Below are 26434 nucleotides of genomic sequence, written 5' to 3'. Positions count from 1 at the left end.
GATCCCGATGTCTCGCAGACGCTGCGGGCGCGCACCAGAGGCCGTCGGCAAGCGGGGCCGCGGCGACCGACGCGCGGTCGCGGCGACAGCCCCGGACAGCGCCCCTAAGCCTCGCCCTCGAGCGTGCGGTGTGCCACCTCGTTCTGCCAGTGACAGGCGGCATGCAGCGGCAGGGTCTCCCCCCGCACCACCTTGAACGCCAGCGCGATGGGCACGAAGTCACACACATCGACCTGAGCGATCTCGAGATTCTCCGGGATCGACAGCATCGCGGCGATCGAGTAATCCCCCTCGCGCAAGCGCACGGTAAAGCGCCAATCCGTCTGCACCACCTGGCCGGCGCGCAGATCGGTGATGGGGCGCGACTCGATCTCGGTGTCGGAGTAGATGATGTCATACCCCGTGCGATCGCGCACATGGTAGGCCATGCCGGCCAGCGCGATCGCCTGATTGGCGCGAAACAGCATGCGCAGCACCACCGTCTGGCCGAACTCGACGCACTCCAGCGGCTGACCGTCGAGGTCCGTCAGCCGCACATCGAGAAACTCCGCCTGACCGTTGCGGATGCGCTGAAAGGCCGCGCGCCGCGCGAACTCGGCCTGCGCCTCGAGATCCGCGGGATCGAACAGATCCTGCGCGGGCAGCTCGGGCGAGGCGGCCTCCGGCGCCGGTCTGGCGGCGCGCTCCGCCTGTACGCGTGCGCTGTAATAGGCCTCCACCACCCCGGCGGTCTCGCCCAGCGCCACCGGCTGCCCCCGGTCGAGATAGAGCGCGCGCTGGCACACCGACTTGACCGCGCCCACATCGTGGCTGACGAACAGCAGGCTGACCCCGTCGTCGATCAACCGCTGGATGTGCGCCATGCACTTGGCCTGGAAATACATGTCGCCGACGGCCAGGGCCTCGTCGACCACCAGCACGTCGGCATCGACGTTCACCGCCACCGCAAAGGCCAGACGAACGTACATCCCGCTCGAATAGGTCTTCACCGGCTGGTCGATGAAGGCGCCGATATCGGCGAAAGCGGCGATGCGCTCGAAACGCGCGTCGACCTCCGCCTGCGTCAGCCCCAGCACGCTGCCGTTGAGATACACGTTCTCGCGCCCGGTGAACTCCGGGTTGAACCCCGCGCCCAGCTCCAGCAGCGCGGCGATCCGCCCCCCGGTCTCCACCCGCCCGGTGGTCGGCGCCAGGGTACCGCAGAGCATCTGCAGCAGCGTCGACTTGCCCGAGCCGTTGCGCCCGATGACCCCGAGCGTCTCCCCCCGGCGCAGCTCCAGCGACACCTCGCGCAGCGCCCAGAACTCGCGATAATACTGCGGCGGCGGCTGCCCCCGCAGCCCGCGCCAGCGCGCCACAACCGACTGCTTGAGCCGGTCCTCCGGGCGCTCGTACACCCGATAGCACTTACCCAGCCCCTCGGCACGGATCATCATCGACTCAGACGACATCGGCAAACCCTCGGCGCGCCCGCTGGAACCACCAGAAACCGCCCCAGGCCACCATCACGCTGATGACCGAATAGACCAGCAGACCGCCCCAGTGCGGCAACTGACCGAACAGCAACACCCGCCGGCTCTCCTCGATCACCAGCGTGAGCGGGTTGAGATACAGCAGCGTCTGCCCCAGCTCGGGCAGCGCCGAGAGCGGATAGAAGGTCGGCGACAGAAACAGCATCACCGTAGTCAGCAGACCGATGCTCTGCCCGATGTCGCGCAGATAGACCCCGGTCGCGGCCAGGAACCAGCCGCACCCGAGCGTCACCAGCAACAGCGGAGCGACCACCACCGGCAACAGCAGCGCGGTCCAGGGCAGCGACTGCGTCAGCAGCCACTGCCCCGCCAGCAGCACCACCAGACTGATGCCCATGTGGAAGAGCGCCGAGCCCAGCGCCACCCAGGGCAGCACCTCCAGCGGAAACACCACACGCTTCACATAACTGACATTGTCCAGGATCAGCCGCGGCGCGCGATTGGCCACCTCGGAGAACAGCGCATGCACGATCAGCCCGGCGAACAGCACCAGACCGAAGGCCGCATGCCCGTCCTCCACCGGACCGCCCCAACGCGCCTTGAACACCACCGAGAACACGAAGCTGTAGACCAGCAGCATCAGCACCGGGTTGAGCACCGACCAGGCCAGCCCCAGCCACGAGCCGCGATAGCGACTGCTGATGTCGCGCCGGACCAACTGGAGGACCAGCCCCCGGTTGCGCCACAAACTCGCCGGCAGGGCCGACGGCGCGGTGGTGGATAGATCGGAATACGGAGAGTCCATCGGCAGCTTTGGGAGGTCGGGTGAGCGGGTGACGGCGGGCCGCGCGGGACACGCCAGGGCAAGTCAAGGGATTCAGTGTAGCGATCCGGGGCGGGCGGGACAATCTTGCACACCACCAGCGGTCGTCCCGAGGTGATGCTAAAAAGAGACACGTTTCAATATAGTGTCAGTCGCGCACTTTCAGGCTTGTTTTATGGGAAAACTTGAGTAGAATTTAGCAGTGCTCGTATCCAATGTTGCTTTTTGGGGACACCAAGATGAGTTCCTGGTACAGGTCGGCACAGCGGAGTCGGGCGCCCCAAAGCCTGTCGGCGCCACCGCCCGCGCTGAACCGCTCTGGTACAGCAACTCGACGGCCGAGTGCTTGCGCCATGGCGTGAGTTGCTGATAGCGTCAGGCTGCGTTAGCCTAGCCGAGTTTCGGGCTCACCCACCACCCTAACATCCCACCGTAAAGGACTAAAACTCATGGCTCTCCAGACCTTCGTTCAAGAATACTATCTGCAGCAGAACCCCGACGTCCTTCAGGCCGTCCTCCAGGGTGTCTTCACCAGTGCCGAGCAGCACTACACCCTTTACGGCGAGGCCGAGGGTCGCCAGCCCAACCCCTACTTCGAGCCGACCGGCTACTACACCCAGAACCCGGACGTGCTCGCCGCCGTGCAGGCCGGCGTCTTCTCCAGCGCGCTGGAGCACTTCGAGATGTACGGTGCCACCGAGGGCCGTCAGCCCGGCGCCGACACCTTCAACGAGGCCACCTACCTCGCGGACAACCCTGATGTCCAGGCCGCCGTCGACGCCGGCACCTTCACCAGTGGTTACCAGCACTTCGTGCTCTATGGTGCGGCTGAGGGGCGTGCCTCGGGTGGGTCTGAGACGCCGACGAGTGGGGAGACGTTCACGCTGACTACGGCAATCGATAACATTCAAGGCACCAATGGCGACGACACCGTCATCGGTGGCGCAGGTTCGGCTGCCGGCGCTAACACTCTCGGTGCTGCAGACGTCATCAACGGTGGAGGCGGCACCGACCGTCTGAACTTCTTCTCCGATGGTACAGCAGCCGTTAGCGTCACGCCGAACATGACGAGCGTCGAGCAGGTCTTTATTCAAGGCGCGACAACTGCTGGTGGTACGACTGTCAATATGGTAAACGCGACCGGCGTTACGGAAATCTGGAACGACCGCTCGACTGATACTACTGGCGTGACTGTCACCAACGTACAGGAAGCTGCCGCGGTTGGCGTCAAAGGCGAGATCACTGGGGCTAGCACCTACAACGTGGGCTTCAAAGACAGCCTTGCAGCCGGAAACGCCGATGCTCTGTCGATTGCTCTGGATGGTGCAACGATCACCAACTTGGACGTTGGCGGCATGACTGCGGCGAATGAGTTCGAGACGCTCAACTTCTCTGCAACTGGCGCCTCGGTGATCACGAACCTGCGTGATACTGGTGGTGCCGCTCTCAACGCAACCACGACCGTTAACGCAAGCGGTGAAGGCTCCCTTACTGTCACTGCAGCTCTGGCGGCGACCGTGGCTACAGTTGATGCGTCTAGCAACACGGGTGGTGTCAGCTTCGATCTGTCCGCCACAGGTAATGTCACAGCCACAGGCGGTACTGGCGACGACACCTTCTATCTCGGCAATTCCTTGACCACCAACGACACTCTGGAAGGTGGTGAAGGTACTGACATCATTGGCGTCAACGCTGGTGCCACGCTGGTTAACAACCTGTCTGTGTCCGGCTTCGAGACTTTGGATATCCGTGGAGCTGGTGGTACAGCGGCAGCTTTTGATGTCTCCAAGCTGGACGGCATTACTACACTCAAGGTGGGTGCTGCAACTGTAGCAGGCAATGCTGTTACCGTTAATAACTTGGCGAAGGGTGCCGGCGTTGAAATTAACGCGGCTCTCGGTAACACCCTGAACATCAACGTCAAAGATGCTGGCGCAGGCAGCCCTAACGACACTATTGATGTTCTGGTTAAAGGCGCTACCGCCATCACCACTGGCAGCACTCTGGATATCAATGATATCGAGACTGTAACGCTGACAGCTGACAAGGCCACTGCGACTGGCGCTGTGACACATACCATCAGCGACCTGACCGCCGATGAAGCACTGACCATCAACGTTGCCAACGGCAACGCTGGCCTGACCATTACGGACCTGAACGCTCAATCGTTGGTCTTGTTTGATGCTTCTGAAGCAACCCAGAGCGTTTCTGCAACCACCGCTGGCGGCACTGCTTTCACTGCAACTAACGGTGTAGCCTTTAAGCTGGGTTCGGGAAATGACACGCTGGACTTGACTGGCTCTACCACTGCAGGCGGTGACTTCATCATCACCGGTGCCGCAGGTGGTGATGCTATTACATTGACTGCTGGTGGTGCCGAAACAGAGCACCTGGTCTATTCTGGCGCGGGTGAATCCAATACTGGCGTGATCAGCGGTGCCAACCAGTTTGACACCATCGCCAACTTCGTCACTACTGAAGACAAGATTGATCTTTCGGCCTTTGGCTTCAGCGGCGTGCTTACTTCGTCGCTCAAGACTGGTGCCGCAGCTGACATTAACGCGGCTACCGGCGAAATAGCAGCAGGCAAGGCCGAGAACTTCTTCGGTGCGGGTGGTGACCAGCGAGCGGTCGTAATTGTTGACGACACCGCCGACACCTGGGTCTATGTCGACGCCGACCAGAACGGCAGCTTCAATGACGGCGACTTGGCCATTGAGTTGACCGGCCTAACTGGTGGCACTATTCCCGTCTTGGCCGACTTCACCTTCGCTTAACCCCTCTCCTAAGCGGCTTAGGTTGGGTTGCCAACGGCAACCCAACGTCTGCACTAACGCTTGATGCTTGATTAAAAACCGCCCTCGGAAAACCGGGGGCGTTTTTTTTGCAAACGCAAAAAGAAAAGCAAAAAGAAAAGGACACCCAGGAAGAAAAGGACACCCACTTACCTTTGACTTCCTTCCCCACCTCTCCTACCTTCCCTTCATCACCCCTCGCGGAGAGACCTCATGACTCGTCCCCGCGCCTCGCTCGTCTCACTCTCTGATACGCCTTGGTACCACCTCGTCACGCGCTGCGTACGGCGGGCCTATCTCTGTGGCTTGAGAGGAAGAAAAGGACACCCACTTACCTTTGACTTCCTTCCCCACCTCTCCTACCTTCCCTTCATCACCCCTCGCGGCGGAAGAAAAGGACACCCACTTACCTTTGACTTCCCTCCCCGCCTCTCCTACCTTCCTTTCATCACCCCTCGCGGAGAGACCTCATGACTCGTCCCCGCGCCTCGCTCGTCTCACTCTCTGATACGCCTTGGTACCACCTCGTCACGCGCTGCGTGCGGCGGGCCTATCTCTGTGGCTTCGATCGGTTGACCGGACGGAGCTTCGAGCATCGGCGCGGCTGGGTGGAGTTGCGGTTGCGTCAGCTCGCCGGGGTGTTCGCGATCGATGTCGCGGCCTATGCGGTGATGAGTAATCACGTGCATCTGGTGGTGCGGCTCGATGCGGAGCGTGCTTCTCAGTGGTCGGATGAGGAGGTGTTACGGCGCTGGCGATGTCTGTTCCGGGGGCCGGTGGTGGTCGAGCGGTTCCTGTCGCCTGCGACGCGGGCGGGGATGACCGAGGCGGAGCTGGATGGTGTCGCGGAGCTGGTCGCGACCTATCGGGCGCGGCTGGTGGATCTCTCGTGGTTCATGCGGGTGTTGAACGAATCGATCGCGCGGGCGGCGAATCGGGAGGACGGGGTGCGCGGGCGGTTCTGGGAGGGACGCTTTCGTTCGCAGGCGATCCTCGACGAGACGGCGCTGCTGGCGGTGATGGCCTATGTCGATCTCAACCCGATCCGCGCCGGGATCGCGGAGACGCCGGAGGCGAGCGCGCACACCGGGATTGCGGCGCGGATCGCCGACTTGCAAGGGGATGGGGATGAAGCAGAAGCGGCACCACAGCCCCGGCAAGGCTCATCGCATCCACCGCCCACCCCAGCGACAGCATCGACGCCGCCAGAGACCGAAGACACGGAGCCCACGGCAGACGCACGTCGCGCTGAACTCTGGGAAGTCGCCCTCAACCGTCTGCCACTTGCCCCACTGATGCCATTCGGCAACCCCGCCGAATGCCCCGCCACCATCCCCTTCACCTTCGACAATTACCTGATCCTGGTCGACTCGCTCGGGCGCGCCCTGCATCCACGCAAGCGTGGCGCGATCCCGGCGGAGTTGCCCGACATCCTCGCCCGACTCGGCATCGCGCCGGAGCGCTTCGTCGAGCACGCGGGTTTCCTGCTCAAGGGTTTCGGCGCGGCGATCGGTGCGCCTGAACGAATGACGGCGCTCGCCGCACAGCGGGAGTGTCGCTATCTGCGAGGCGTGCGACGCGCCAAGCAGTTCTTCACGGCTGCCGCCGCCACGGCCTGACATATCGATCGCCCATCAGCCGGGGTCGTTTCGTGGGCCCAGCCTGAACCCACCCTGGGTCCAACGCGCCCCAACCCCTGGGGTCAGGCTGGCCCCTGAACGGACGAATCCGAAGGCACGAATGATCGCTCCCCCGTGGCCCCCTCGGGGTGGGACGATGAACGGGCGGAGATACGGCGAATGCGGGAGACGCCAAGGGTTGGCGCGGAGATGGGGAGGCTCGACAAGCCGGACTGGGCGAGGGTAGGATGGCCACCGTCGCGGGGGTGTTGGCGCACCTGACCGCGTAAAGCCCCGACTGCACAAGAGTCGAGCGCACCAGTGGCCGGCGGTATTCTAGCAAAGTCCCCCAGGGGCTGGCGTGTGCCGTACTGCCCGTTCGCGATCCCTCTCAATCCAGTCGGTGGTCTCCGTTTCCGTATGCTGGAGATTGCCGAATGTCCATTCAGTTCGCCACCTCGCCGGTGGAGATCCTGGCCTGGCAGCGCCGCGTGCTGTCCGAGCCGAGGCTGAGCCATACCGCCAGCCGCATCGCCACCAGTCTGTCGCTGCACATCAATTCGCACTCCGGCGTCGCCTGGCCGTCGCTGCGTACGCTCGCGCGGGTGTCGAACACCTCCTACAGCTCGGTCAAGCGCGCCATCCGCCGCATGGTCGAGCTACAGCTGCTGCAGGTCGAGCGCGGCGATGCCAGACGGGCGAATCGTTATCGGGCGATCCTGCGGCGCGACCCACCCCGGCTCGCGCCGCTGCGCGCGCCCAACCCTGCGCCCAGACAGCAGGCCGAGCCGCGTCCCGTCGATGACGCCGCCATCGCGCGGGTCGTCGCCCACCTCAACCGCGCGGCCAACGCCTGCTTCCCCGACGCGCCGGGCACCGCGACCTACCGCATCCTGCGCCGCGCGCTGCGACGACACGCCCCGGAGACGCTGTGCGCCGTGGTCGACCTGAAGACCGCCCAGTGGGGCCGCACCGAGCAGGCGCGTTATCTGCGCCCATCGACGCTGTTCACCCCGTCCCGGCTCGAGGGCTATCTCTCCGAGCTGCACCAGCGCGGACGACCGGCCTCGCCCCCTCCCCCACCGTCACCCGAGCCCCCGCGCGACCCCGACCGCACCACGCGCCCGCCGACCGCGCCGGGCAAGGTACGGCGCCATCTCGATGCGATGCGCCATATCCTCGGGCCGAATCGCTCCTGAAAAGGACACCCACTTACCGGGCTAGGAGGGGCTACGTTTTGTACGAAAACCCTGCTGGAAAGAAGAAAGGGACACCCAGTTAACGGAAGGCTCGAGTAGAAAGGGACACCCAGTTACCCATGCGCGGATGCTGAAACGACATCACCCCCTTCCCCGGCGAGATCGCACCGCGCACTCGCCCTTGCGTGTCCAACACGCGCCCGAAACAGCGAACAGCACCTCAGGACGACAAGAAATCGTCCACAGTCATTCCCCATCGATCGACATCCGTCATCGGACGTGTTCGACTGGCTCCGGCATTTGCGCCTTTGTGACCGCCCCGATCGACAGGGGTTGGTCGACAGCGGCGTATCGGTCCTCGAGTCCGGACGGCTCGATCTCCTCCCCGACCATCACGGCGGGGAGGATTGTCCCGAACCCCGGTGCGCACGATGACGCGCACGATGGAGAGATCGCAGATGGTTAGGTTTTTCGACGAAGACTTTTACTTGCGCAACAACCCGGATGTCGCGGCGAGCGTACAGGCCGGCACCTTCACCGCTGAGGAACATTTCGAGCAATACGGACGTTTCGAGGGACGCAACCCCAACGCCTTCGTCGATCTCGACTTCTATCTGCAGCAGAACCCGGATGTTGCCGAGGCGGTCGCCAATGGCAGCACCACCGCTTACGACCATTTCGTCACCTACGGCGCGCAGGAACAGCGCCAACCCTCGCCGCTGTTCGATCCAGCCTTCTATCTGGAGCAGAACCCGGATGTCGACAGCGCCGTGACGGCGGGCACGCTGACACCCTTCGCGCACTTCTTCGACCACGGCCAGGGCAACGGCGAGCTTCGCGCCCCCGCCCCCGGCATCGATCTGCAGGCCTATGCCCGGGCCAACCCCGATGTGCTGGCGCAGGCCGAGGCCGGACAGATCGGCATCGCCGAGCACCTGTTCACCTACGGCTTCGCGGAAGGGCGTGATCTCGGCAACGGTCTGAATCTCGCGGACTTCGCCAACGACCCCGAATTCCAGGCCGCGGTGGCCTCCGGCAACGCCGCGGCCGCGCTCGCGCGGGTCAACGAGGTCGCGCCCTTCCTGCCCGCGTTCACCCCGCCCGAGGGCTGGACACCTGCCGCCGACACCCCGATCCCGGTCGACTTCATCCCCACCGAGGGCGTCAGGCTACAGGTCCCCCAGGGCGTCGAGGTCCCGGACGACATCGAGCTGCCCGACACCTTCGAACAACCCAGCTCGCCGGAAACGCCAGACGAGTCGGGCAGCGGTGGCGGCACGCCATCGACCCCGACGTTCAGCGTCACCGAGAGCGGCACCTCGCCCAACATCACCCTGACCTTCGCGGGATCGGCGACCGGTGACATCACCGTCACCGAGAACGCAGGCGCACTGACCTTCACCCGCGATGGTCACGAGGCCAGCACCAAGCCCGACCTCACCGACCTCGCCGCCGCCGGCATCCCGGAGCCGCTGACGATGAGCGCGGCCACCTTCGCCGTGACCGGCCTGGCTGCCAAACTCGCCGCTGGCGCCACCAAGGTCGACGCCAGCGGCGCCACCACGGCGCAGCTCACGGCGCTGTCGGACAATGCTGCCAAGCTCGTCGCCGACGGACTCAGCAACCTGACCCTGACCGACACCCAGAGCGCCACCGAGATCGGCAACCTGCTCGGCAAGGCCACAGACGCGCAGGTCACCGCCACCAACATGGACGGCACCGACCTCGCGGCGGTATCCACCAACATCGCCAAGGTCGCCACCGACGGCATCACCGGCACCCTGGCGCTCTCCACCACCGAGCTCGACGAGACCGACATCGACAACCTGCTCGGCACCCAGACGGCCGACGCCGCCACGGTCAACATTGATGCCACCAGCATGACCGGTGCCGAACTCGATGCGGTCAACACCGGCATCGCCAAGGTCGACGCCATCACCAACCTGACCCTGACCGACACCCAGAGCGCCACCGAGATCGGCAACCTGCTCGGCAAGGCCACGGACGCGCAGGTCACCGCCACCAACATGGACGGCACCGACCTCGCGGCGGTATCCACCAACATCGCCAAGGTCGCCACCGACGGCATCACCGGCACCCTGGCGCTCTCCACCACCGGGCTCGACGAGACTAATATCGACAACCTGCTCGGCACCCAGACGGCCGATGCCGCCACGGTCAACGTCAATGCCACCAGCATGACCGGTGCCGAACTCGGTGCGGTCAACACCGGCATCGCCAAGGTCGACACCATCACCAACCTGACCCTGACCGACACCCAGAGCGCCACCGTGATCGGCAACCTGCTCGGCAAGGCCACGGACGCGCAGGTCACCGCCACCAACATGGACGGCACCGACCTCGCGGCGGTATCCACCAACATCGCCAAGGTCGCCACCAACGGCATCACCGGCACCCTGGCGCTCTCCACCACCGAGCTCGACGAGACCGACATCGGCAACCTGCTCGGCGCCAAGACGGCCGACGCTGCCACGGTCAACGTCAACACCGCCAGCGACAGCGGGATGACATCCGCGGAGCTGACCGCGGTCGCTCAGGGTCTCGCCAAGATCGACGCCCTCACCATCGACACCACACACCAGATGCAGGGGCAGGGGCAGGCGGCCGACATCAGCGGCCGGAGCTTCTCGCTGACCGGCACCGACACCACCACCGACTATCTGCAACTGGCCACGACCTCGGGCGACGACACCATCACGCTGACCAACGTCACCACGACGAACGCGAGCGTGATCGTTGACGCCTCGACCGGCACCGACACCATCGCCTTCGGCACCGGCACCTTCTCCGTGCTGTTCGACCACACCGCCGATGGCGGCAACACCATCACCGGGTTCGATGTCGGTGACGGTGGCGATGTGCTGGCCTTCGATGACAACGCCAATCTCGACCTCAGCGGCACGGACACCGAGACCTTCGCCAAGGGCGACATCAGCAGCGCCGATCAGGTGACGGGCAATGTCATCGTCGCCACCAACACCATCACAGGGATCGCGGATATCGAGACCATGCTGGCCAACCAGAGCGGGGTCACCGGCGGCGCCGTGGTGGTCGCCTACAACACCAGCACCATCCAGACGGAGCTGTACTACGACAGCAATGGCGCCAACGACGGCAGCGGCACCGAGGTCACCCTGCTGGGCGTGGTCGACATCACCCAGGCCGACGTCGCCAACCTGACCACCTACAACTTCCACGTCATCTGACGACAGCCCGCGCCTGCGACGGCGCCCCGAGTTGCGGGGCGTCGCGCACGATCCGGCCACCGAAGACGGCGACCGAGCTACACTCCCGAGATGAACCAGGCGCGAGCGCGCGTGGTCATATCGTCCATTCATCCCCGTAGCGAAGCCCCGCCATGGTCAGCACCGTCACCCGCGCGAACGATTCCACTCATCGAGCCGTCCCCGGCCTCGGCTACGACGGCGTGGTCAAGGTCAGCGCCGGCGGCTATTACGGCACCGGCGTACTGTTATCCGACGGGCAGGCGGTGCTCACCGCCGCGCACCTGTTCGATCCCGGCGTGACCTCGGCCAGCGTCACCTTCGAGACCACCGCCGGCAGCGAGACGCTGACGGCGAGCCGGGTGACGCTCCACCCCGACTACGACCCGGTCAACGGCAACCACGATCTGGCGTTGGTCTGGCTCGACCAGTCGGCCCCGGTCACGGCCGAGCGCTACGGCCTCTATCGCAGCCCCGACGAGATCGGGCAGGTGTTGACCCTGGTCGGCTACGGCACCCCCGGCACCGGCGCGAACGGGACCATCGATTCCTATTCCGGCGAGTCGTTGCGACTGATGGCGTTCAACACCTTCGATGCCGGGATCGAGACCCTGGACGCGCGCTTCGGTCGCATCCTCACTTGGGAGCCGGCCAGCGGCACCCAGCTGATCGCCGACTTCGACGACGGCAGCAGCCGACACGACGCGCTCGGTCAGCTGCTCGATCTCGACCATCTCGGCATCGGCGTGAACGAGGGGCTGATCTCGCCCGGCGACAGCGGCGGACCGGCCTTCGTCGACGGGCGCGTCGCCGGGATCGCCAGCTATACCGCCAGCATCAACACCTGGCTCACCCAGCCCGATGTCGACAACCAGGTCAACAGCAGCTTCGGCGAGATCGCCTCCTGGCAGCGGGTGAGCCACTATCAGCAATGGATCGACCTGAGCCTGCGCGCCAATTACACCGACGCGCCGAGCAACGCGACCGAGGTCTCGCCGCTGGTCCAGGAGGGCGACAGCGGTACCAGTCACGCCTATTTCCTGCTGGAGTTCAACGGCACCCGCAGCGGCCCCGAGGCCTGGCTGAGCGTCGACTACGCCACCCGCGACGGCACCGCGGTCGCCGGCCAGGACTATCTGCCGGTGAGCGAGACCCTGGTGCTCTATCCCGGCGAGGATCAGGCGGTGATCGCCGTCGAGGTGATCGGCGACACCACCCCGGAAGAGGCCGAGACCTTCTTTCTCGATGTCTTCAACCCGGTCGGCGCCGACTTCGGCGCCGGCGTCACCCAGCTGAGCGCCACGCGCATCATCGTCGACGACGACTGGTGGGGCTGAGGCCGCGCCGTCGCGCCGACCTGCAGCGATCGCGCCATCCGCGTTATCATGATCGCCTGACTCGAACGCCCGTGCGCCAGGACCGACGCGCCGGTCGGCGACGCCCGGGATCGGCGCGCCCGATCCCCGCTCCAGCCGCGCCCTCGGCCACGCGCCACCCAGCCCCCATCTTCATCCGAGGTCGAATCCATGCCCAAGATCGCTGCCTTGTCACGCGAGCGCCACGCCGCTCGGCGCTGGAAACGCTATGACTCCTATGCCTTCGCCCGGGGCGCGGCGCTGGTCGATGTGGTGGCCGCCGAGCTGCCCAAGGCGACCATGAGCCTGCCGCTGGCCTTCGTGCGCCAGGGCGAGGGCTTCGCGCTGAGCGCGGTGCTGGGGCTCGCCCCCGGCCGCAACCTGTGCGTGACCCAGGAGGGCCGCTGGGTCGGCGGCGGCTACATCCCGGCGGCGCTGCGCGGCTACCCCTTCCGCCTGGTGCGCACCGAGGGCGACCAGCTGGTGCTGTGCATCGACGAGGACAGCGGCCTGCTCACCGATGACCCCGAGGACGAAGCGCTGTTCGACGACGAGGGCAAGCCCTCGGCGGCGATCACCAAGGTGCTCGAGTTCCTCCAGCAGGTCGAGACCAACCGCCAGACCACCGCACGCGCCTGCGCCGCGCTGGCCGAGGCCGGGGTGATCGCGCCCTGGCCGATCAAGGTCCAGGGCGACGAGGGTGAGCGCGAGATCGAGGGGCTGTTGCGTATCGACGAGGCCGCGCTCAATCAGCTCGACGCCGAGACCCTCGCCGGACTGCGCGCCAGCGGCGCGCTGTCGATGGCCTACTGCCAGCTGCTCTCGATGCAGCACCTGCAACGACTCGGCCTGCTCGCCAAGGCCCACGCCCAACACGACGAGGCCGCGGCCAGGCAGGCGCGGGCGATGCTCGACCAGCCCGAGGAGGAGAGCTTCGAGTTCGACTGGGACGCGCTGACACGCTGATCCCGACACCGCCAACCGCTTGACCCGACAAGAAGATCGCGCGCCGCCCGGCAGGTCCCCGCCGCGGTGGCGCGGACACGGGCGAGGCACGCCCTGTGCTAAAATTGCCCGTTGATCAATCGAGGAATCCCCATGGCCGAACTGCAGCCCGCGAAGACCCTCAAGGAAGCAATGGCGATCTGCCGCAGCTCCTTCTACGGTGCCGGTTTCTTCAGCCTGTTCATTAACTTGCTGATGCTGGTCCCGCCGCTGTACATGCTGCAGATCTACGACCGGGTGCTGGCCTCGTCGAGCGTCTCGACGCTGATGGCGCTGACCGTGCTGGTCGCCTTCCTGATGCTCACCATGGGGCTGCTCGAATGGGTGCGCTCGATGGTGCTGATCCGCGTCGGCGCCCGGCTCGACGGGGTGCTCAGCCAGCGGGTGTTCGACGCCACCATGGATGTCGCCGCGCGCCAGCCCGGCCAGGGCAGCGCCCAGCCGATCAGCGATCTCGGCGGCTTTCGCCAGTTCATGACCGGCAACGGGCTGTTCGGCTTCTTCGATGCGCCCTGGATCCCGGTCTACATGGTGGTCATCTTCATGTTCCACCCGCTGCTCGGGGTGATCGCGCTCGGCGGCGCGCTGATCCTCATCGCGCTGGCCTTCCTCAACGAGTTCCGCACCCGCAAGCCGCTGATGGCCGCCTCCAACCAGGCAATCCGCGAGCAGCACGTGCTCAACGCCAAGCTGCGCAACGTCGAGGTGATCGAGGCGCTGGGCATGCGCCCGCAGATCCAGCAGCGCTGGCACGACCACCACGCCCAGACCATCGGCTGGCAGGCGCGCGCGAGCGAGGAGGCGGCGCTGCTGATGGCCACCAGCAAGTCCTTCCGCATGTTCCTGCAGTCGCTGATCCTCGGCGCCGGCGCCTGGCTGGCGATCCAGCAGTCGATCACCCCCGGCGTGATGATCGCCGCCTCGATCATGATGGGCCGCGCGCTGGCCCCGGTCGATCAGATGATCGGCTCCTGGAAGGGCTTCGTGAACGCCCGCGCCAGCTATGGCCGGCTGCAGAAGCTGCTCACCGAGATCCCGCCGGGCAGCCGTCACATCAGCCTGCCGGCGCCGACCGGCGCGCTCCAGCTCGAGGGCGTGGTGGCCGCGCCCCCCGGCGCGCGCAAGCCGGTGCTGCGCGGTATCTCGCTGGAGATCGCCGCCGGCGACGTGGTCGGCATGATCGGCCCCTCGGCGGCGGGCAAGTCGACCCTGGCGCGGGTGATGCTCGGCATCTGGCCCCTGGCCTCGGGCGCGGTGCGGCTCGACGGCGCCGATCTGGCGCTCTACAACCGTGACGAGCTCGGTCCGCACATCGGCTATCTGCCGCAGGACGTCGAGCTGTTCGACGGCACCGTGGCCGAGAACATCGCCCGCTTCGGCGAGATCGAGGACACCGAGGTGGTGGCCGCGGCGCAACGCGCCGGGGTGCACGAGCTGATCGCGCAACTGCCCAACGGCTACGACACCCGGCTCGGCGGCGGCGGCGTGATGCTCTCCGGCGGTCAGCGCCAGCGCATCGGGCTCGCCCGCGCGCTCTACAAGAACCCCAAGCTGGTGATCCTCGACGAGCCCAACTCCAACCTCGACGACCGCGGCGAGGCGGCGCTGCTCGAGGCGATCGACAACCTGCGCGCCACCCACGCCACCGTGGTACTGATCTCGCATCGCCCGAGCGTGCTCAAGGCGGTCGACAAGGTACTGGTGATCAAGGACGGCCGCATCGAGGCCTATGGTCCGCGCCTGGAGGTGCTCTCGCGCGTGCTCAAGCCACGCTCGGTCCAGCCCGCGTCGCTGGACGCGGCCTCCAGCGCCAGCGCCTGATCCGAGAAACGACCGGCGCGGGCAGCCGCCCGCGCCATGCCCCGCTCTACCCCACCCTCCCACTGACAGGTGACCCGACGTGTCGCAAGCATCCGATTCGACCACCCAGGCCCCGCAGGCCAGCATCCAGGATCAGCGCATACGCTGGTTCGGCATCAGTGTCATTCTCGTGATGTTCGGCGGCTTCGGGAGCTGGTCGGCGATGGCGATGCTCGACAGCGCCGCGGTGGCGCCGGGCGTGGTGACGGTGGAGTCCTACCGTCAGGCGGTGCAGCACCTCGAGGGCGGCATCGTCAGCGAACTGCTGATCACCGAGGGCGATCTGGTCGAGGCCGGCGACCTGCTGGTGCGGCTCGACGACACCCAGTTCTCCTCCCAGCTCGAAGCGGTACGCAGCGAGCTCGGCGCCCTGCTCGCGCTCGAGGCGCGACTGCAGGCCGAGCGCGATCGCAACGAGGCGATCGCCTTCCCCGAAGAGCTGATCGAGCAGGCCGAGCACGACTCCCGGCTGCAGGAGTTCATGGAGACCCAGCATCAGGTCTTCATCGCCCGCCGCGACGACCTCGATGGCCGCGTCGGGGTGATGGAGCAGCGCATCGAGCAGCTGCGTGAGCAGGTCAACGGGTTCTCCGAGCAGGAGCGCAAGTTCGAGAAGCGCATGGCGCTCTACGAGGACGAGCTCAAGGGGCTGCGCGCACTCTACAAGGACGGCATGGGCGACAAGGTGCGGATGCTCGCGCTCGAGCGCGATCAGGCCGAGGTCGAGGGCGATCTCGCCGCGGTGCGCTCGCAGCGCGCCAGCGCCACGCTGCAGATCGACGAGACCCAGCTGCAGATCGACCAGGCGTGGCGCGAGTTCCTGCGCGACGTGGTCACCGAGCTGAGCTCGGCGCAGGAGCGCCTGTTCGACGCCCAGCAGCGCCACCGCGCGCTCGCCGACCGGGTGCGCCGCACCCAGATCCGCGCGCCGGTCTCGGGCAAGGTGGTGGGGCTGCAGGTGCACACCCTCGGCGCGGTGATCTCGCCCGGCGAGCGGGTGATGGACATCGTCCCCGACAATGACCTGCTGGTGATCGACGCCCAGGTCACGCCGCAGGACATCGACAAGGTGTTCCCGGGGCTGGAGGCACAGGTCCGCTTCACCGCCTTCAACTTCCGCACCACCCCGACCCTCACCGGGCAGGTGGTCACGGTCTCGGGCGACCGCCTGATCGACGAGCAGAACGGCCATCCCTACTTCCTCGCCCGCATCGAGATCCCCGAGGACCAGAGCCAGCGTCTCGGCGACCTCAAGCTGCTGCCGGGCATGCCCGCCGAGGCGATGATCGTCACCGGCGAGCGCACCTTCCTCGACTATCTGCTGCGCCCGCTCAAGGATGCCCTGGCGCGTTCGATGCGCGAGGAATAATCATCCGCCACCCCGGGCGCGGTCATCGATCGACGCGCCCGGGGGCCGGCACGACGCCTCCCATCGTTCCGCCAGCCCGCTTGGCAGCACCCCGCATCGCCCCAACCCATGCCATAACCATGGGCATCGCCCATGATGGTCATCCGCACAGATCGCAGGGCACCTAGCCCTCAAGGACAGGCACGATGGAGCATCTCTCACGCATCCTCTATGTCAGCCGCACCAGCCAGGGGGTCGGCGAGGCCGAACTCAAACAGATCCTCGAACAGTCGAATCGGCACAACAAGGAGCAGAGGATCTCCGGCATCCTCTGCGCCGGTGGCGGCCACTTCATCCAGGTGCTGGAAGGACCGCAGGAGGCGGTGTTCCGGCTCTATGGCCGTATCCTCGACGATCGTCGTCACTACGACAGCGTGCTGATCGGCGTCGCCCCGATCAAGCAGCGGATGTTCCAGGGGTGGTCGATGGGCTATCTGTCCAACCCGCCGGAGGTGATGGAGGCCAGGCGCAAGCAGCTGCTGGCGATGTGGGAGAGGCGCGCCGAGGCCGACGAGCTGGTGGTGCTGATGCGCAAGTTCCTCGAACAGCTGCGCGGCTGAGGCCTCAGCCCCCGCCCATGCGTCGGGCACGGGCGGGGAGACGGGGAACGCACACGACCGCGCCCGCTCAGGAGTGCTGGGCGGCGGTCTGGGGAACCACGGCGGGGGCCGACCACAGCCGCTCGAGGCTGTAGAAGTCGCGGACCTTTGGCAGCATGACGTGGAGCACGATGCCGTTGAGGTCGACCAGGGCCCACTCGCCCTCGGCCACGCCCTCGGTGCCGAGCGGCGCCTCGCCGGCGTCCTTGGCGCGGAAGGCAACGGTCTCGGCGATCGCCTTGACGTGACGATCCGATGTGCCGGAGGCGATGATCATGAAGTCGGTGACGGCGGTCTTGCCGCGCACGTCGATGACCTCGATGTCATTGGCCTTCATGTCGTTCAGGGTCTCCACGACCAGTTCCCGAAGTTGCTCGAGCTGCATGCGATCTCCTCTGCTTTGAGAATGTTTGGGGTGCCTGTGCACCGGTCACGACAGGTCGCGATCATCGCGACGCCTGCCCTCCTGGCCCTGGCCGGTCGACGACGTTGCAAGCGTGATCGCCGGCGCCGCGCCATCCCTGGCACGGCCTTGTCGGACGGGGAACGCCCCATCCCGCGGAAAAAGACTGACTCAGGCGGGCAGCTCGCCCATGCCGCAACCGTCATAGACGCCGGTGCGCGCGATATAGGCGCGCACCGGCTCGGGCAGCAGGTAGCGCGGGCTCTGCCCGGTGGCGAGCAACCGCCGGATACGGGTCGCCGAGATATCGATCTGGGTGACCTCCTGGAAGAGGATGCGCCCACCCGGCGCGCGCGCGAGTTCGGCGCGCGTGTCGCTGCCGCGACGCGCGTACAGCGCCTCCAGCTCGGGATCGACCAGCGCCCGGTGACCGGGACGACGCATCACCACCAGGTGCGCCAGCTCCAGGATCTCCTGTGGCCGGTGCCAGCGCAGGAAGGCGGCGAAGGCATCGGCGCCGACCAGCAGACACAACGGCCGCTGCGCGCCGAGCTCGGCGCGCAGCGAGGCCAGGGTGTCGTAGGAGTAGGAGCGTCCGGGACGCTCGAGCTCGCGCGCATCGACCATGAACCTCGGCTCGTCGGCAATGGCCGCCTCCAGCATCGCCAACCGGGCGGCCGGCGAGGCGCAGGGCTGGGGCCGATGCACCGGAACCTTGAGCGGGATGAAGCGCAGCTGCTCCAGATCCAGTCCCTGCAGACACTCCAGTGCGGGTCGAAGATGGCCGAAGTGGACCGGATCGAAGGTACCACCGAAGACGCCGATCATCGCTGCCGCGGTCCTGACGCCAGGGCGACGACGATGACTCGAGGGCGGACGCGACCGACCCCGAGCGGGGCGCGCGCGTGGACCGGGACGGTCACTGACGGACGATGGCGAGCGGCGAAACGGGCCTGTTGCAAGGTCTCCTGTCCAGATCGGTGGGTGATCGATACATGGATCGAACGCTAGCAGAAAGCGCGGCCTTTGTCGCCATCTTCCCCCCGCCAGAGCGCGCACGCCAAGGCACGACTTTTGCCGCCGAGGATCGTTCGGCTACACTCCACCGAGGATCGAGACCACCCGGATGTCGGCAGCCGGCGGCCTGCCGCCTCCCCGACCCGTGTCACCAGGAAGACCATATGTCATGAAAGCCATCCACTCCCTTCTGCTCGCACTCGGCCTGCTGGCGCCGTTGCACGTCGTCGCCGACTCACTCGGCGGCTATCCGGACAACTGCGGCACGGCGAGCGACGAGGCCTACGGCAGCGGCTTCGAGGCCGGCGTCTCGTCCTGCTACTCGGACCCCGGCAGTTGCGGCATCAGCCTCTCCTCCTGCCTGCCCGCACCGAGCTTCGGCGAGACCGAGCCCAACGACAACCTGGTGAGCGCCGACCCGCTCCAGCTCAACGCCAATTTCTGGGGCCAGAGCTACGGCCCGCAGGACCAGGACTGGTACTACACCCAGACCACCAGTCCCAACCAGAACATCATCGTCAACTTCTCCACCCCCGGATCGGCCGATCCCTCGGGCTGGAAGGTGACCATCCGCGATGCCGCCGGCAACATCTTCGCCGAATTCGACACCGGAGTGACCGGCTCCGGCGGCACCGCCGGCGACACCATCGTCTACCGCGCCACCCTCGGGCTGGTCGGCAGCTACTACGTGGTGGTACAGCCCTACGACAGCGCCAAGGTCTACAGCGCCTACCAGCTCGCCGTCTCGCTGCAGGACTCGGGACTCGACACCCCGAACTATGTGGTCGGCTTCCACGACGTCGAGACCGAGCCCAACGACGCCCCGAGCATCTCCGATCCGCTGGCCACCAGCGTCACCATGTACGGCGTGGTCAACCTGACCTTCAACACCGCGCTGCCGCCGGGCGGCGACGACGAGGACGCCAGCTATACCTGGGGCCAGGGCGAGAGCGACTGGTTCGTCTATTACAGTCAGGGCAACGAGCTGATCTCGGTGACCTTCTGCGAGCGCGAGGGCTGCGGCGTCGGCGACTGGCAGATGGAGGTCTACGACATGGCCACCGCCAGCCAGATCGAGGCTGGCGTCCCGCGCACCTCGGTGGTCCCACTGCTGTCGTTCAACACCAAGAACACCAACTCGGACGGCGATACCGTCGACCCCGAGACCTTCCAGCTCGGCTTCGACCAGCCCGGCTATTACTTCATCCTGGTCAGTCACAAGCGGCTGTTCACCGCCCCCTGTCTCGCCTACAACCTGGTTTCCGGCGCCGCCGCCGGTGGCTTTGGCGCAAGCTGTGGTCCCTGTGACCCGAGCAACGGCAACAGCTGCTACGTCCCGGTCGACAGCGCAAGCTGCAGCACTGGCCTGAGTTGTCGCAACGAGACGGTCGACGAGTGTATCCCCGGTATCGAGACCGGCTGCAACGTCTTCGGCACGGCGCCGGACATCGCCTATTACAAGACCACCGCACTCTGCGGCTGCTCGGTCTTCGGCGGCGTGGTCGAGGTCCCCGAAGGGGCCTACACCAGCCCCTACAACTTCACCTGGTTCGCCACCCAGCTGCCGCCGAGCACCATCAACACCGACGCCTATCAGGACTTCATCAACCGGGCCAACCCCTACAACTGAGGCCCTGACGACACGAGGCCGCCCCGGTCCACCGGGGCGGCCTCGTCGTGTCCGCTCAGCCGATCGATCGCCCGGTCGCGCCGTTCAGCCGCGCACCTGGCCGTCGCCGAGCACCACGAACTTGAGCGAGGTCAGGCCCTCCAGCCCGACCGGGCCACGGGCGTGGAACTTGTCGGTGCTGATACCGATCTCGGCGCCGAGCCCGTACTCGAAACCGTCGGCGAAGCGGGTCGAGGCGTTGACCATCACCGAGCTGGAGTCGACCTCGCGAAGGAAGCGACGCGCGCGGGCGTAGTCCTCGGTGACGATCGACTCGGTGTGCGCCGAGCTGTGCCGGGCGATGTGGTCCATCGCCGCGTCGAGACCGTCGACCACCCGGATCGAGAGGATCGGCGCCAGATATTCGGTATCCCAGTCGGCCTCGCTGGCGGGCAGCGCCGCGGGCAGCTGCTCGCGGGTGCGCGCGCAACCGCGCAGCTCCACCCCGTGCTCGGCGAAGGCCGCGCCCAGGCGCGGCAGGATCTGCCCGGCGACGGCGGCGTCGACCAGCAGGGTCTCCATGGTGTTGCAGGTGCCGTAACGCTGGGTCTTGGCGTTGAGCGCGATGGCGAAGGCCTTGTCGAGATCGGCGTGGGCGTCGATGTAGACGTGACAGATGCCGTCGAGGTGCTTGATCACCGGCACCCGCGCCTCGCGGCTGATGCGCTCGATCAGCCCGCGGCCACCGCGCGGGATGATGACGTCGATCGACTCGGGCATGGTGATCATCGCCCCGACCGCGGCGCGGTCGGTGGTGGCGATCACCTGCACCGCGTCGGCCGGCAGCCCGGCCTCCTCCAGCCCGGCGTGGATGCAGCCGGCGATCGCCTGGTTGGAGGCGAAGGCCTCGGAGCCGCCGCGCAACACCGTGGCGTTGCCCGACTTGAGACAGAGCGCGGCGGCGTCGGCGGTGACGTTTGGACGCGACTCGTAGATGATCCCGACCACGCCGAGCGGCACCCGCATGCGCCCGACCTGGATGCCGGAGGGACGATAGTCGAGGTCGCTGATGGCGCCGACCGGGTCGGGCAGCGCGGCGATCTGGCGCAGCCCCTCGATCATCGCGTCGATCCGCGCCGGGGTCAGTTCGAGCCGATCGAGCAGCGCGGCATCGAGCCCCTTGGCGGCACCGGCCTCGAGGTCGCGACGGTTGGCCGCGGCGAGCTGGTCGCGCGCGGCATCGAGCCGCGCAGCGATGGCGAGCAGGGCGCGGTTCTTCTCGGCGGTGGTGGCACGCGCCAGGGCACGGGCGGCGGCGCGGGCGCGCACGCCGAGATCACTCATGTAGGCGTCGATGTCGTGGATGCTGGATTCGCTCATGTCGATGACCTTCGATGGATGGAAAAGGCGTTCAGTGCGCGTCGCCCCGGGCGAGATCGTCGGCGATCGCGGCCAGCCGCTGCCAGGGATCGCCCGGAGCAAGCCCCTTGATCGCCAGATCGGCCTCGGCGCAGCGCCGCAACAGACCGTGGAGCTGACCCGACGAGCGTCCGCGCAACGCGCGCTCGACCACCGGCACCCGCGGCCTGGGCACCCGGTGGGCGGCCAGCACCGTCGCCGGCGACTGGTGCCGGGCGACGGCCTCGGCGGCCTCGGCGAGCATCCGCAGCTCACGCGCCAGTACCCACAGCACCAGGCTCTCGGCGCTGCCCTCGGCGCGCAGCACCGCGATGATCCGCTGCACCCGGGCGCGATCGCCGGCGAGCGCGGCGTCGGTGAGGGCGAAGAGGTCGAAACGGGCGCTGTCGGCAAGGGTGCCGAGCAGGTCGTCGAGCCCGAGCGGGCCCGGCTCGCCGAGCAGGCGCAGCTTCTCGATCTCCTGGGAGGCGGCCAGCAGGTTACCCTCGGCGCGCTCGGCAAGCAGCGCGGCAACGCCGCTCGCGGGTGCGAAACCGGCCGCGCGCAACCGCTGCTCGACCCACTGCTCCAGCTCGCGCCCCTTCAGCGGCCAGACCTGCAGCACCGCACCGCATTCCTCGACCGCACCGACCCAGCGCGCCTTCAGCTCCTTGCGCTCGAGCCCGGGGGCGAGGATCAGCAACAGGTTGTCGGCACAGGGGCGGGCGCAGTACTCACGCACCGCCGCGCCGCCCTCCTTGCCGATGCGCGCGCCACCCAGACGCAGCTCGATGAGCTTGCGGGTGGAGAACAGCGACAGCGCATCGGCCGCCGCGCCGAGCGCGTTCCAGTCGAAGCCGCCGTCCTGGTCGAGCACCTCGCGCTCGGCGAACCCGGCCTTGCGCGCCGCGGCACGGATCAGCCGCGCGGCCTCGTCGAGCTGGAAGGGCTCCTCGCCGCAGAGCAGATAGACCGGCGCGAGTCCGCGCGCGAGCTGGGCCTGGAGTTGATTGAAACGCAGACGCATGATTTACCAGGGGTCCGGGACAAGGGGAGACCGCGCACCGGCTCGGGGCACGGCGCGCGGCGGAGGTCACGCGAGATCAGCGCAGCGCCACCCGCAACCGGGTGAGGATACGATCGGCGGCCTCGATGGCGAAGTCCTCAAAGATCAGGTCCTGCTCGAGCCGCTTGCCGAGGACCTCGACATCGGGGTTGTCGAAGGTGCGCACCAGATCCAGACCCTGCGGCGCGACCAGCTGCACCCCGGCCTCGCCGAGGGCGTCGAACTGCACCATGTAGTGCAGCTCGTAGGCCAGGGTCTTGCCGTTGATATCGACCGCGGCGACCCGCGAGGAGCTGGTCTCGGCAAGGATGCGCAGCACCATCCGCGCCTCGGTGGCGTTGCGGGTCACCTCGACGTCGCTGCCCGCGAGCAGATCGAGCAGGGCGCGCCGCACCGGCGAACCGGCATCGGCCTGGATATAGAGCGGGTTGAGCGTCGGCGGGATCTCGACGCTGCCGCGCAACTGGAAGCCACAGCCGGCGAGCGCCAGCAGCACCGCCGTCAGCAGCACCATCCATGGACCCCGGCCACCGGGCATCGATCGACTCATTCGTTGCTCACTCCGTCTCTCCTCTATCGCGCCGGCCCTCGCCGGAACCCGGCCCCGGCGAGGGCCACGCCTCAGGCGACGATGTTGACCAGCTTCTTCGGTACCACGATCACCTTGCGGATGGTCTTGTCGCCGATGAACTTGCGCGCGTGCTCGTCGGCCAGCGCCGCGGCCTCGATCGTCGCCTTGTCGGCGTCGGCCGCGACCTTGATCTTGGCGCGCACCTTGCCGTTGACCTGCACCACGTACTCGATGCTGTCCTGCACCAGCGCCGACTCGTCGACCTCGGGCCAGGGGGCGGCGAGGATGTCGTCGCCGAAGCCGAGTTCGCGCCACAGATGATGGGTGACGTGCGGCGCGATCGGGCCGAGTAGCCGCAGCACGATGCTCACGCCCTCGCGCAGCACCTGCGCCCGCGCCGCCGACTCCAGCCGGTAGAGGGTGTTGACCATGCTCATGCAGCCCGACACCACGGTGTTGAACTGGTTGCGCTGATAGTCGAACAGGGCCTTCTTGAGTGCGCCGTGGATCTCCAGACGCGCGGCCTTGGCCGCCTCGTCGAGGTCGGCCGGCGCAGCGCCGGCGCGGATCGTCTCGGCCTCGCCGGTGCCCAGGGTCCACAGCCGCTTGATGAAGCGGAAGGCGCCCTCGACGCCCTCGTCGTTCCACTCCAGCGACTGGTCCGGCGGCGAGGTGAACATGGTGTAGAGCCGCACCGTGTCGGCGCCGTAGCGCTCGGTCAGGCTCTGCGGATCGACGCCGTTGTTCTTCGACTTCGACATCTTCTCGATGCCGCCATAGATGACCGGCTCGCCGTCGGCCTCGAGCACCGCCGAGATCACCCGACCCTTGTCGTCGCGCACCGGCACGACCTCGGCGGGATTGAACCACTGCTTGCGCCCGTCGGCGTCCTCGCGATACCAGGTCTCGGCCACCACCATGCCCTGGGTGAGCAGCTTGGTGAAGGGCTCGTCGCAGTCGACCAGGCCCTCGTCGCGCATCAGCTTGTGGAAGAAGCGGGCATAGAGCAGGTGCAGCACCGCGTGCTCGATGCCGCCGATGTACTGATCGACCGGCAGCCAGTACTTGGCGCGCTCGTCGAGCATGGCGGTGTCGCAGTCCGGCGAGCAGTAACGGGCGTAGTACCAGCTCGACTCGAAGAAGGTATCGAAGGTGTCGGTCTCGCGGGTCTCGCCGTTGCCGAGCTCGGAGAACTCGGGCATGCGCTTGAGCGGCGAGCCCGAGCCGTCGACCACCACGTCCTCGGGCAGACGCACCGGCAGCTCGGTCTCGGGACGCGCCTCGCCGTCGGCGCCGTTGACCACCGGCAGCGGACAGCCCCAGTAGCGCTGGCGCGACACGCCCCAGTCGCGCAGACGGAAGTTGACGGTGCGCTCGCCCTTGCCCTGCTCGCTGAGCCAGGTGGCGATGGCGTCGAAGGCCTGCTCGGAGGTCAGTCCGTCGAACGCGCCGGAGTTGAACAGCACGCCCTTGTCGGTGAAGGCCGCGGCGCTGATGTCGCAGCTCTCGGCATCGGCCGGGCGGATCACCGCGCGCTTGGCGATGCCGTAACGCTCGGCGAACTCCCAGTCGCGCTGATCGTGCGCGGGGACGGCCATCACCGCGCCGGTGCCGTAGCCGATGAGCACGAAGTTGGCGGCGTAGATCGGCACCGGCTCGCCGGTGATCGGATGGATGGCGTCGATGCCGAGGGGATATCCCTTCTTCTCCATGGTCTCGATCTCGGCCTCGGAGATCCCGCCCTGGCGACATTCCTCGATGAAGGCGGCGAGCGCCGGATCGGTCTCGGCGGCGCGACGCGCCAGCGGGTGCTCGGCGGCGACGGCGACATAGGTCACGCCCATCACGGTGTCGGGGCGGGTGGTGTAGATGCCCAGCGTCTCGTCGCTGTCGGCCACACCGAAGGTCATGTGCACACCCTCGGAGCGCCCGATCCAGTTGCGCTGCATGGTGCGCACCCGCTCCGGCCAGCCGTCGAGACCGTCGAGCGCGTCGAGCAGCTCCTGGGCGTAGTCGGTGATGCGCACGCACCACTGGGTGATCTCGCGCTTCTCGATCGGCGCGCCGGAGCGCCAGCCGCGCCCGTCGATCACCTGCTCGTTGGCGAGCACGGTCTGGTCGATCGGGTCCCAGTTGACCATCGCCTTGGCGCGATAGGCCAGCCCCTTGTCGATCAGCCGGGTGAACAGCCACTGCTCCCAGCGGTAGTAGTCGGGGTCGCAGGTGGCCAGCTCACGGTCCCAGTCGTAGCCGAAACCGAGCTTCTTGAGCTGGTCCTTCATGTAGGCGATGTTCGAGCGCGTCCACTGCGACGGCGGGATGCCGTGGGTGATCGCGGCGTTCTCCGCCGGCAGGCCGAAGGCGTCCCAGCCCATCGGCTGGAGCACGTTCTTGCCGAGCATGCGCTGGTAGCGCGCGATCACGTCGCCGATGGTGTAGTTGCGCACGTGCCCCATGTGCAGCCGCCCCGAGGGATAGGGGAACATGGACAGGCAGTAGAACTTCTCGCGCGAGCTGTCCTCGACGGCCTTGAAGGACTGGTGCTCTTCCCAATAGCGCTGGGCCGCGGCCTCGACGGCGCACGGATCGTAATCGGTCTGCATGGGTCTTCGGTCTTGTGACAACTGGGGTTGGAATGATGACGAAAGCATAACCCAGCTCGACGATGCACGGCGACCGGGGGGAGGCAGCCGTCGGTGGCCGGCGATCGAGAGATTGAACCGCAAAGACCCAAAGGACGCGAAGAGAGCGACAGCCTTCAGCGAACAGCCTCCAGTATCGGTGTGCGGTCAACCGCGACGCGACGAGACAAGCCAGCCCCCCTCACTGGAGGCTGGCAGCTGGAAGCCTTTCTTCATCTTCGCGCTCTTGGCGCCTTGTATCTTGCCACCCCGTGGTGGTTAGCTCCCACCGCGCGAGATTGAGGCAGCTCGATTGCGACTGAAGGCCTGGACCTTGCCGCAAAGATTCAGCCCTCGATCTCTCTTCTC

18 protein-coding genes are annotated in these 26434 nt (G+C 66.9%); 10 read left to right on the top strand and 8 right to left on the bottom strand.

Going from position 1 to position 26434, the window contains the following annotated elements; all coding sequences use genetic code 11:
* Positions 1-104 precede the first annotated feature (104 nt).
* Complete coding sequence (locus ACAM26_RS04145; protein WP_369613170.1) at positions 105-1451, bottom strand: ABC transporter ATP-binding protein; 1347 nt, start codon at positions 1449-1451, stop codon at positions 105-107.
* Positions 1441-2277: an ABC transporter permease gene (locus ACAM26_RS04140; RefSeq protein WP_123139260.1), complete on the bottom strand. Its 837-nt coding sequence runs from the start codon at positions 2275-2277 to the stop codon at positions 1441-1443. The genes ACAM26_RS04145 and ACAM26_RS04140 overlap by 11 nt, the downstream gene beginning before the upstream one ends.
* 467 nt (positions 2278-2744) lie before the next feature.
* On the opposite strand from ACAM26_RS04140, the gene ACAM26_RS04135 reads away from it, so the two are divergent.
* The 9 genes from ACAM26_RS04135 (at position 2745) to ACAM26_RS04095 (ending at position 17341) form a co-directional block, all read left to right on the top strand.
* Positions 2745-5072 (top strand): beta strand repeat-containing protein, encoded by a 2328-nt coding sequence (locus ACAM26_RS04135; protein ID WP_369613169.1) that lies wholly within the window; start codon positions 2745-2747, stop codon positions 5070-5072.
* A 488-nt stretch (positions 5073-5560) separates the two neighbouring features.
* On the top strand, positions 5561-6709 hold the full coding sequence (locus ACAM26_RS04130; RefSeq protein WP_369613168.1) for a transposase: 1149 nt from the start codon (positions 5561-5563) through the stop codon (positions 6707-6709).
* 437 nt (positions 6710-7146) lie between these two features.
* Positions 7147-7908: a conserved phage C-terminal domain-containing protein gene (locus ACAM26_RS04125; protein WP_369613167.1), complete on the top strand. Its 762-nt coding sequence runs from the start codon at positions 7147-7149 to the stop codon at positions 7906-7908.
* A gap of 458 nt (positions 7909-8366) precedes the next feature.
* Positions 8367-11135 carry a beta strand repeat-containing protein gene (locus ACAM26_RS04120; RefSeq protein WP_369613166.1) on the top strand — a complete coding sequence of 923 codons (2769 nt, stop codon included), beginning with the start codon at positions 8367-8369 and terminating at the stop codon, positions 11133-11135.
* A 152-nt stretch (positions 11136-11287) separates the two neighbouring features.
* The gene (locus tag ACAM26_RS04115) at positions 11288-12490 is read left to right on the top strand and encodes a trypsin-like serine protease (RefSeq protein ID WP_123142875.1); all 1203 of its coding nucleotides are present in this window, start codon (positions 11288-11290) and stop codon (positions 12488-12490) included.
* 189 nt (positions 12491-12679) lie between these two features.
* A complete protein-coding gene (locus tag ACAM26_RS04110) occupies positions 12680-13474 on the top strand; it encodes a SapC family protein (RefSeq protein ID WP_369613165.1) in 795 nt (264 codons plus the stop codon).
* 132 nt (positions 13475-13606) lie between these two features.
* On the top strand, positions 13607-15334 hold the full coding sequence (locus ACAM26_RS04105; RefSeq protein ID WP_369613164.1) for a type I secretion system permease/ATPase: 1728 nt from the start codon (positions 13607-13609) through the stop codon (positions 15332-15334).
* 79 nt (positions 15335-15413) lie between these two features.
* Positions 15414-16742: an HlyD family type I secretion periplasmic adaptor subunit gene (locus ACAM26_RS04100; protein ID WP_123142325.1), complete on the top strand. Its 1329-nt coding sequence runs from the start codon at positions 15414-15416 to the stop codon at positions 16740-16742.
* A 185-nt stretch (positions 16743-16927) separates the two neighbouring features.
* A complete protein-coding gene (locus tag ACAM26_RS04095) occupies positions 16928-17341 on the top strand; it encodes a BLUF domain-containing protein (protein ID WP_123139249.1) in 414 nt (137 codons plus the stop codon).
* A 67-nt stretch (positions 17342-17408) separates the two neighbouring features.
* Here ACAM26_RS04095 and rsfS read toward each other — a convergent pair whose 3' ends face one another.
* Both rsfS and nadD read right to left on the bottom strand, forming a co-directional pair.
* Positions 17409-17765 carry a ribosome silencing factor gene (rsfS, locus tag ACAM26_RS04090; RefSeq protein ID WP_005221898.1) on the bottom strand — a complete coding sequence of 119 codons (357 nt, stop codon included), beginning with the start codon at positions 17763-17765 and terminating at the stop codon, positions 17409-17411.
* Positions 17766-17954: 189 nt separating this feature from the next.
* Entirely contained in the window at positions 17955-18611 is a 657-nt protein-coding gene (gene nadD, locus ACAM26_RS04085) for a nicotinate-nucleotide adenylyltransferase (RefSeq protein ID WP_123139248.1), read from the bottom strand.
* 358 nt (positions 18612-18969) lie between these two features.
* Between nadD and ACAM26_RS04080 the strand changes: the two genes are divergently transcribed.
* Positions 18970-20430: a hypothetical protein gene (locus tag ACAM26_RS04080; protein ID WP_369613163.1), complete on the top strand. Its 1461-nt coding sequence runs from the start codon at positions 18970-18972 to the stop codon at positions 20428-20430.
* 84 nt (positions 20431-20514) lie between these two features.
* On the opposite strand, the gene ACAM26_RS04075 is transcribed toward ACAM26_RS04080, so the two are convergent.
* From ACAM26_RS04075 to leuS, 4 genes are all read right to left on the bottom strand, one after another.
* Positions 20515-21789, bottom strand: coding sequence for a glutamate-5-semialdehyde dehydrogenase (locus ACAM26_RS04075; RefSeq protein WP_132228131.1), 1275 nt, complete (start codon positions 21787-21789; stop codon positions 20515-20517).
* A gap of 31 nt (positions 21790-21820) precedes the next feature.
* Entirely contained in the window at positions 21821-22834 is a 1014-nt protein-coding gene (gene holA / locus ACAM26_RS04070; protein ID WP_369613162.1) for a DNA polymerase III subunit delta, read from the bottom strand.
* Between the two features lie 76 nt (positions 22835-22910).
* Positions 22911-23423 (bottom strand): LPS assembly lipoprotein LptE, encoded by a 513-nt coding sequence (gene lptE / locus ACAM26_RS04065; RefSeq protein WP_123139244.1) that lies wholly within the window; start codon positions 23421-23423, stop codon positions 22911-22913.
* A gap of 71 nt (positions 23424-23494) precedes the next feature.
* Entirely contained in the window at positions 23495-26047 is a 2553-nt protein-coding gene (gene leuS, locus ACAM26_RS04060; RefSeq protein WP_132228135.1) for a leucine--tRNA ligase, read from the bottom strand.
* Between the last annotated feature and the right edge of the window lie 387 nt (positions 26048-26434).

Origin of the sequence: Marichromatium sp. PS1 (assembly GCF_041155115.1) — a bacterium.
Taxonomy (GTDB): Bacteria; Pseudomonadota; Gammaproteobacteria; order Chromatiales; family Chromatiaceae; genus Marichromatium; species Marichromatium gracile.
Note: the sequence above shows the minus strand (reverse complement) of the source record. Positions and strands in the feature narration are given on the sequence as shown.

Coding starts and splice junctions, on each gene's coding strand:
- ACAM26_RS04145 (WP_369613170.1), bottom strand. CDS start 1,451: ATGTCGTCTGAGTCGATGATGATCCGTGCCGAGGGGCTGGGTAAGTGC.
- ACAM26_RS04140 (WP_123139260.1), bottom strand. CDS start 2,277: ATGGACTCTCCGTATTCCGATCTATCCACCACCGCGCCGTCGGCCCTG.
- ACAM26_RS04135 (WP_369613169.1), top strand. CDS start 2,745: ATGGCTCTCCAGACCTTCGTTCAAGAATACTATCTGCAGCAGAACCCC.
- ACAM26_RS04130 (WP_369613168.1), top strand. CDS start 5,561: ATGACTCGTCCCCGCGCCTCGCTCGTCTCACTCTCTGATACGCCTTGG.
- ACAM26_RS04125 (WP_369613167.1), top strand. CDS start 7,147: ATGTCCATTCAGTTCGCCACCTCGCCGGTGGAGATCCTGGCCTGGCAG.
- ACAM26_RS04120 (WP_369613166.1), top strand. CDS start 8,367: ATGGTTAGGTTTTTCGACGAAGACTTTTACTTGCGCAACAACCCGGAT.
- ACAM26_RS04115 (WP_123142875.1), top strand. CDS start 11,288: ATGGTCAGCACCGTCACCCGCGCGAACGATTCCACTCATCGAGCCGTC.
- ACAM26_RS04110 (WP_369613165.1), top strand. CDS start 12,680: ATGCCCAAGATCGCTGCCTTGTCACGCGAGCGCCACGCCGCTCGGCGC.
- ACAM26_RS04105 (WP_369613164.1), top strand. CDS start 13,607: ATGGCCGAACTGCAGCCCGCGAAGACCCTCAAGGAAGCAATGGCGATC.
- ACAM26_RS04095 (WP_123139249.1), top strand. CDS start 16,928: ATGGAGCATCTCTCACGCATCCTCTATGTCAGCCGCACCAGCCAGGGG.
- rsfS (WP_005221898.1), bottom strand. CDS start 17,765: ATGCAGCTCGAGCAACTTCGGGAACTGGTCGTGGAGACCCTGAACGAC.
- nadD (WP_123139248.1), bottom strand. CDS start 18,611: ATGATCGGCGTCTTCGGTGGTACCTTCGATCCGGTCCACTTCGGCCAT.
- ACAM26_RS04080 (WP_369613163.1), top strand. CDS start 18,970: ATGAAAGCCATCCACTCCCTTCTGCTCGCACTCGGCCTGCTGGCGCCG.
- ACAM26_RS04075 (WP_132228131.1), bottom strand. CDS start 21,789: ATGAGCGAATCCAGCATCCACGACATCGACGCCTACATGAGTGATCTC.
- holA (WP_369613162.1), bottom strand. CDS start 22,834: ATGCGTCTGCGTTTCAATCAACTCCAGGCCCAGCTCGCGCGCGGACTC.
- lptE (WP_123139244.1), bottom strand. CDS start 23,423: ATGAGTCGATCGATGCCCGGTGGCCGGGGTCCATGGATGGTGCTGCTG.
- leuS (WP_132228135.1), bottom strand. CDS start 26,047: ATGCAGACCGATTACGATCCGTGCGCCGTCGAGGCCGCGGCCCAGCGC.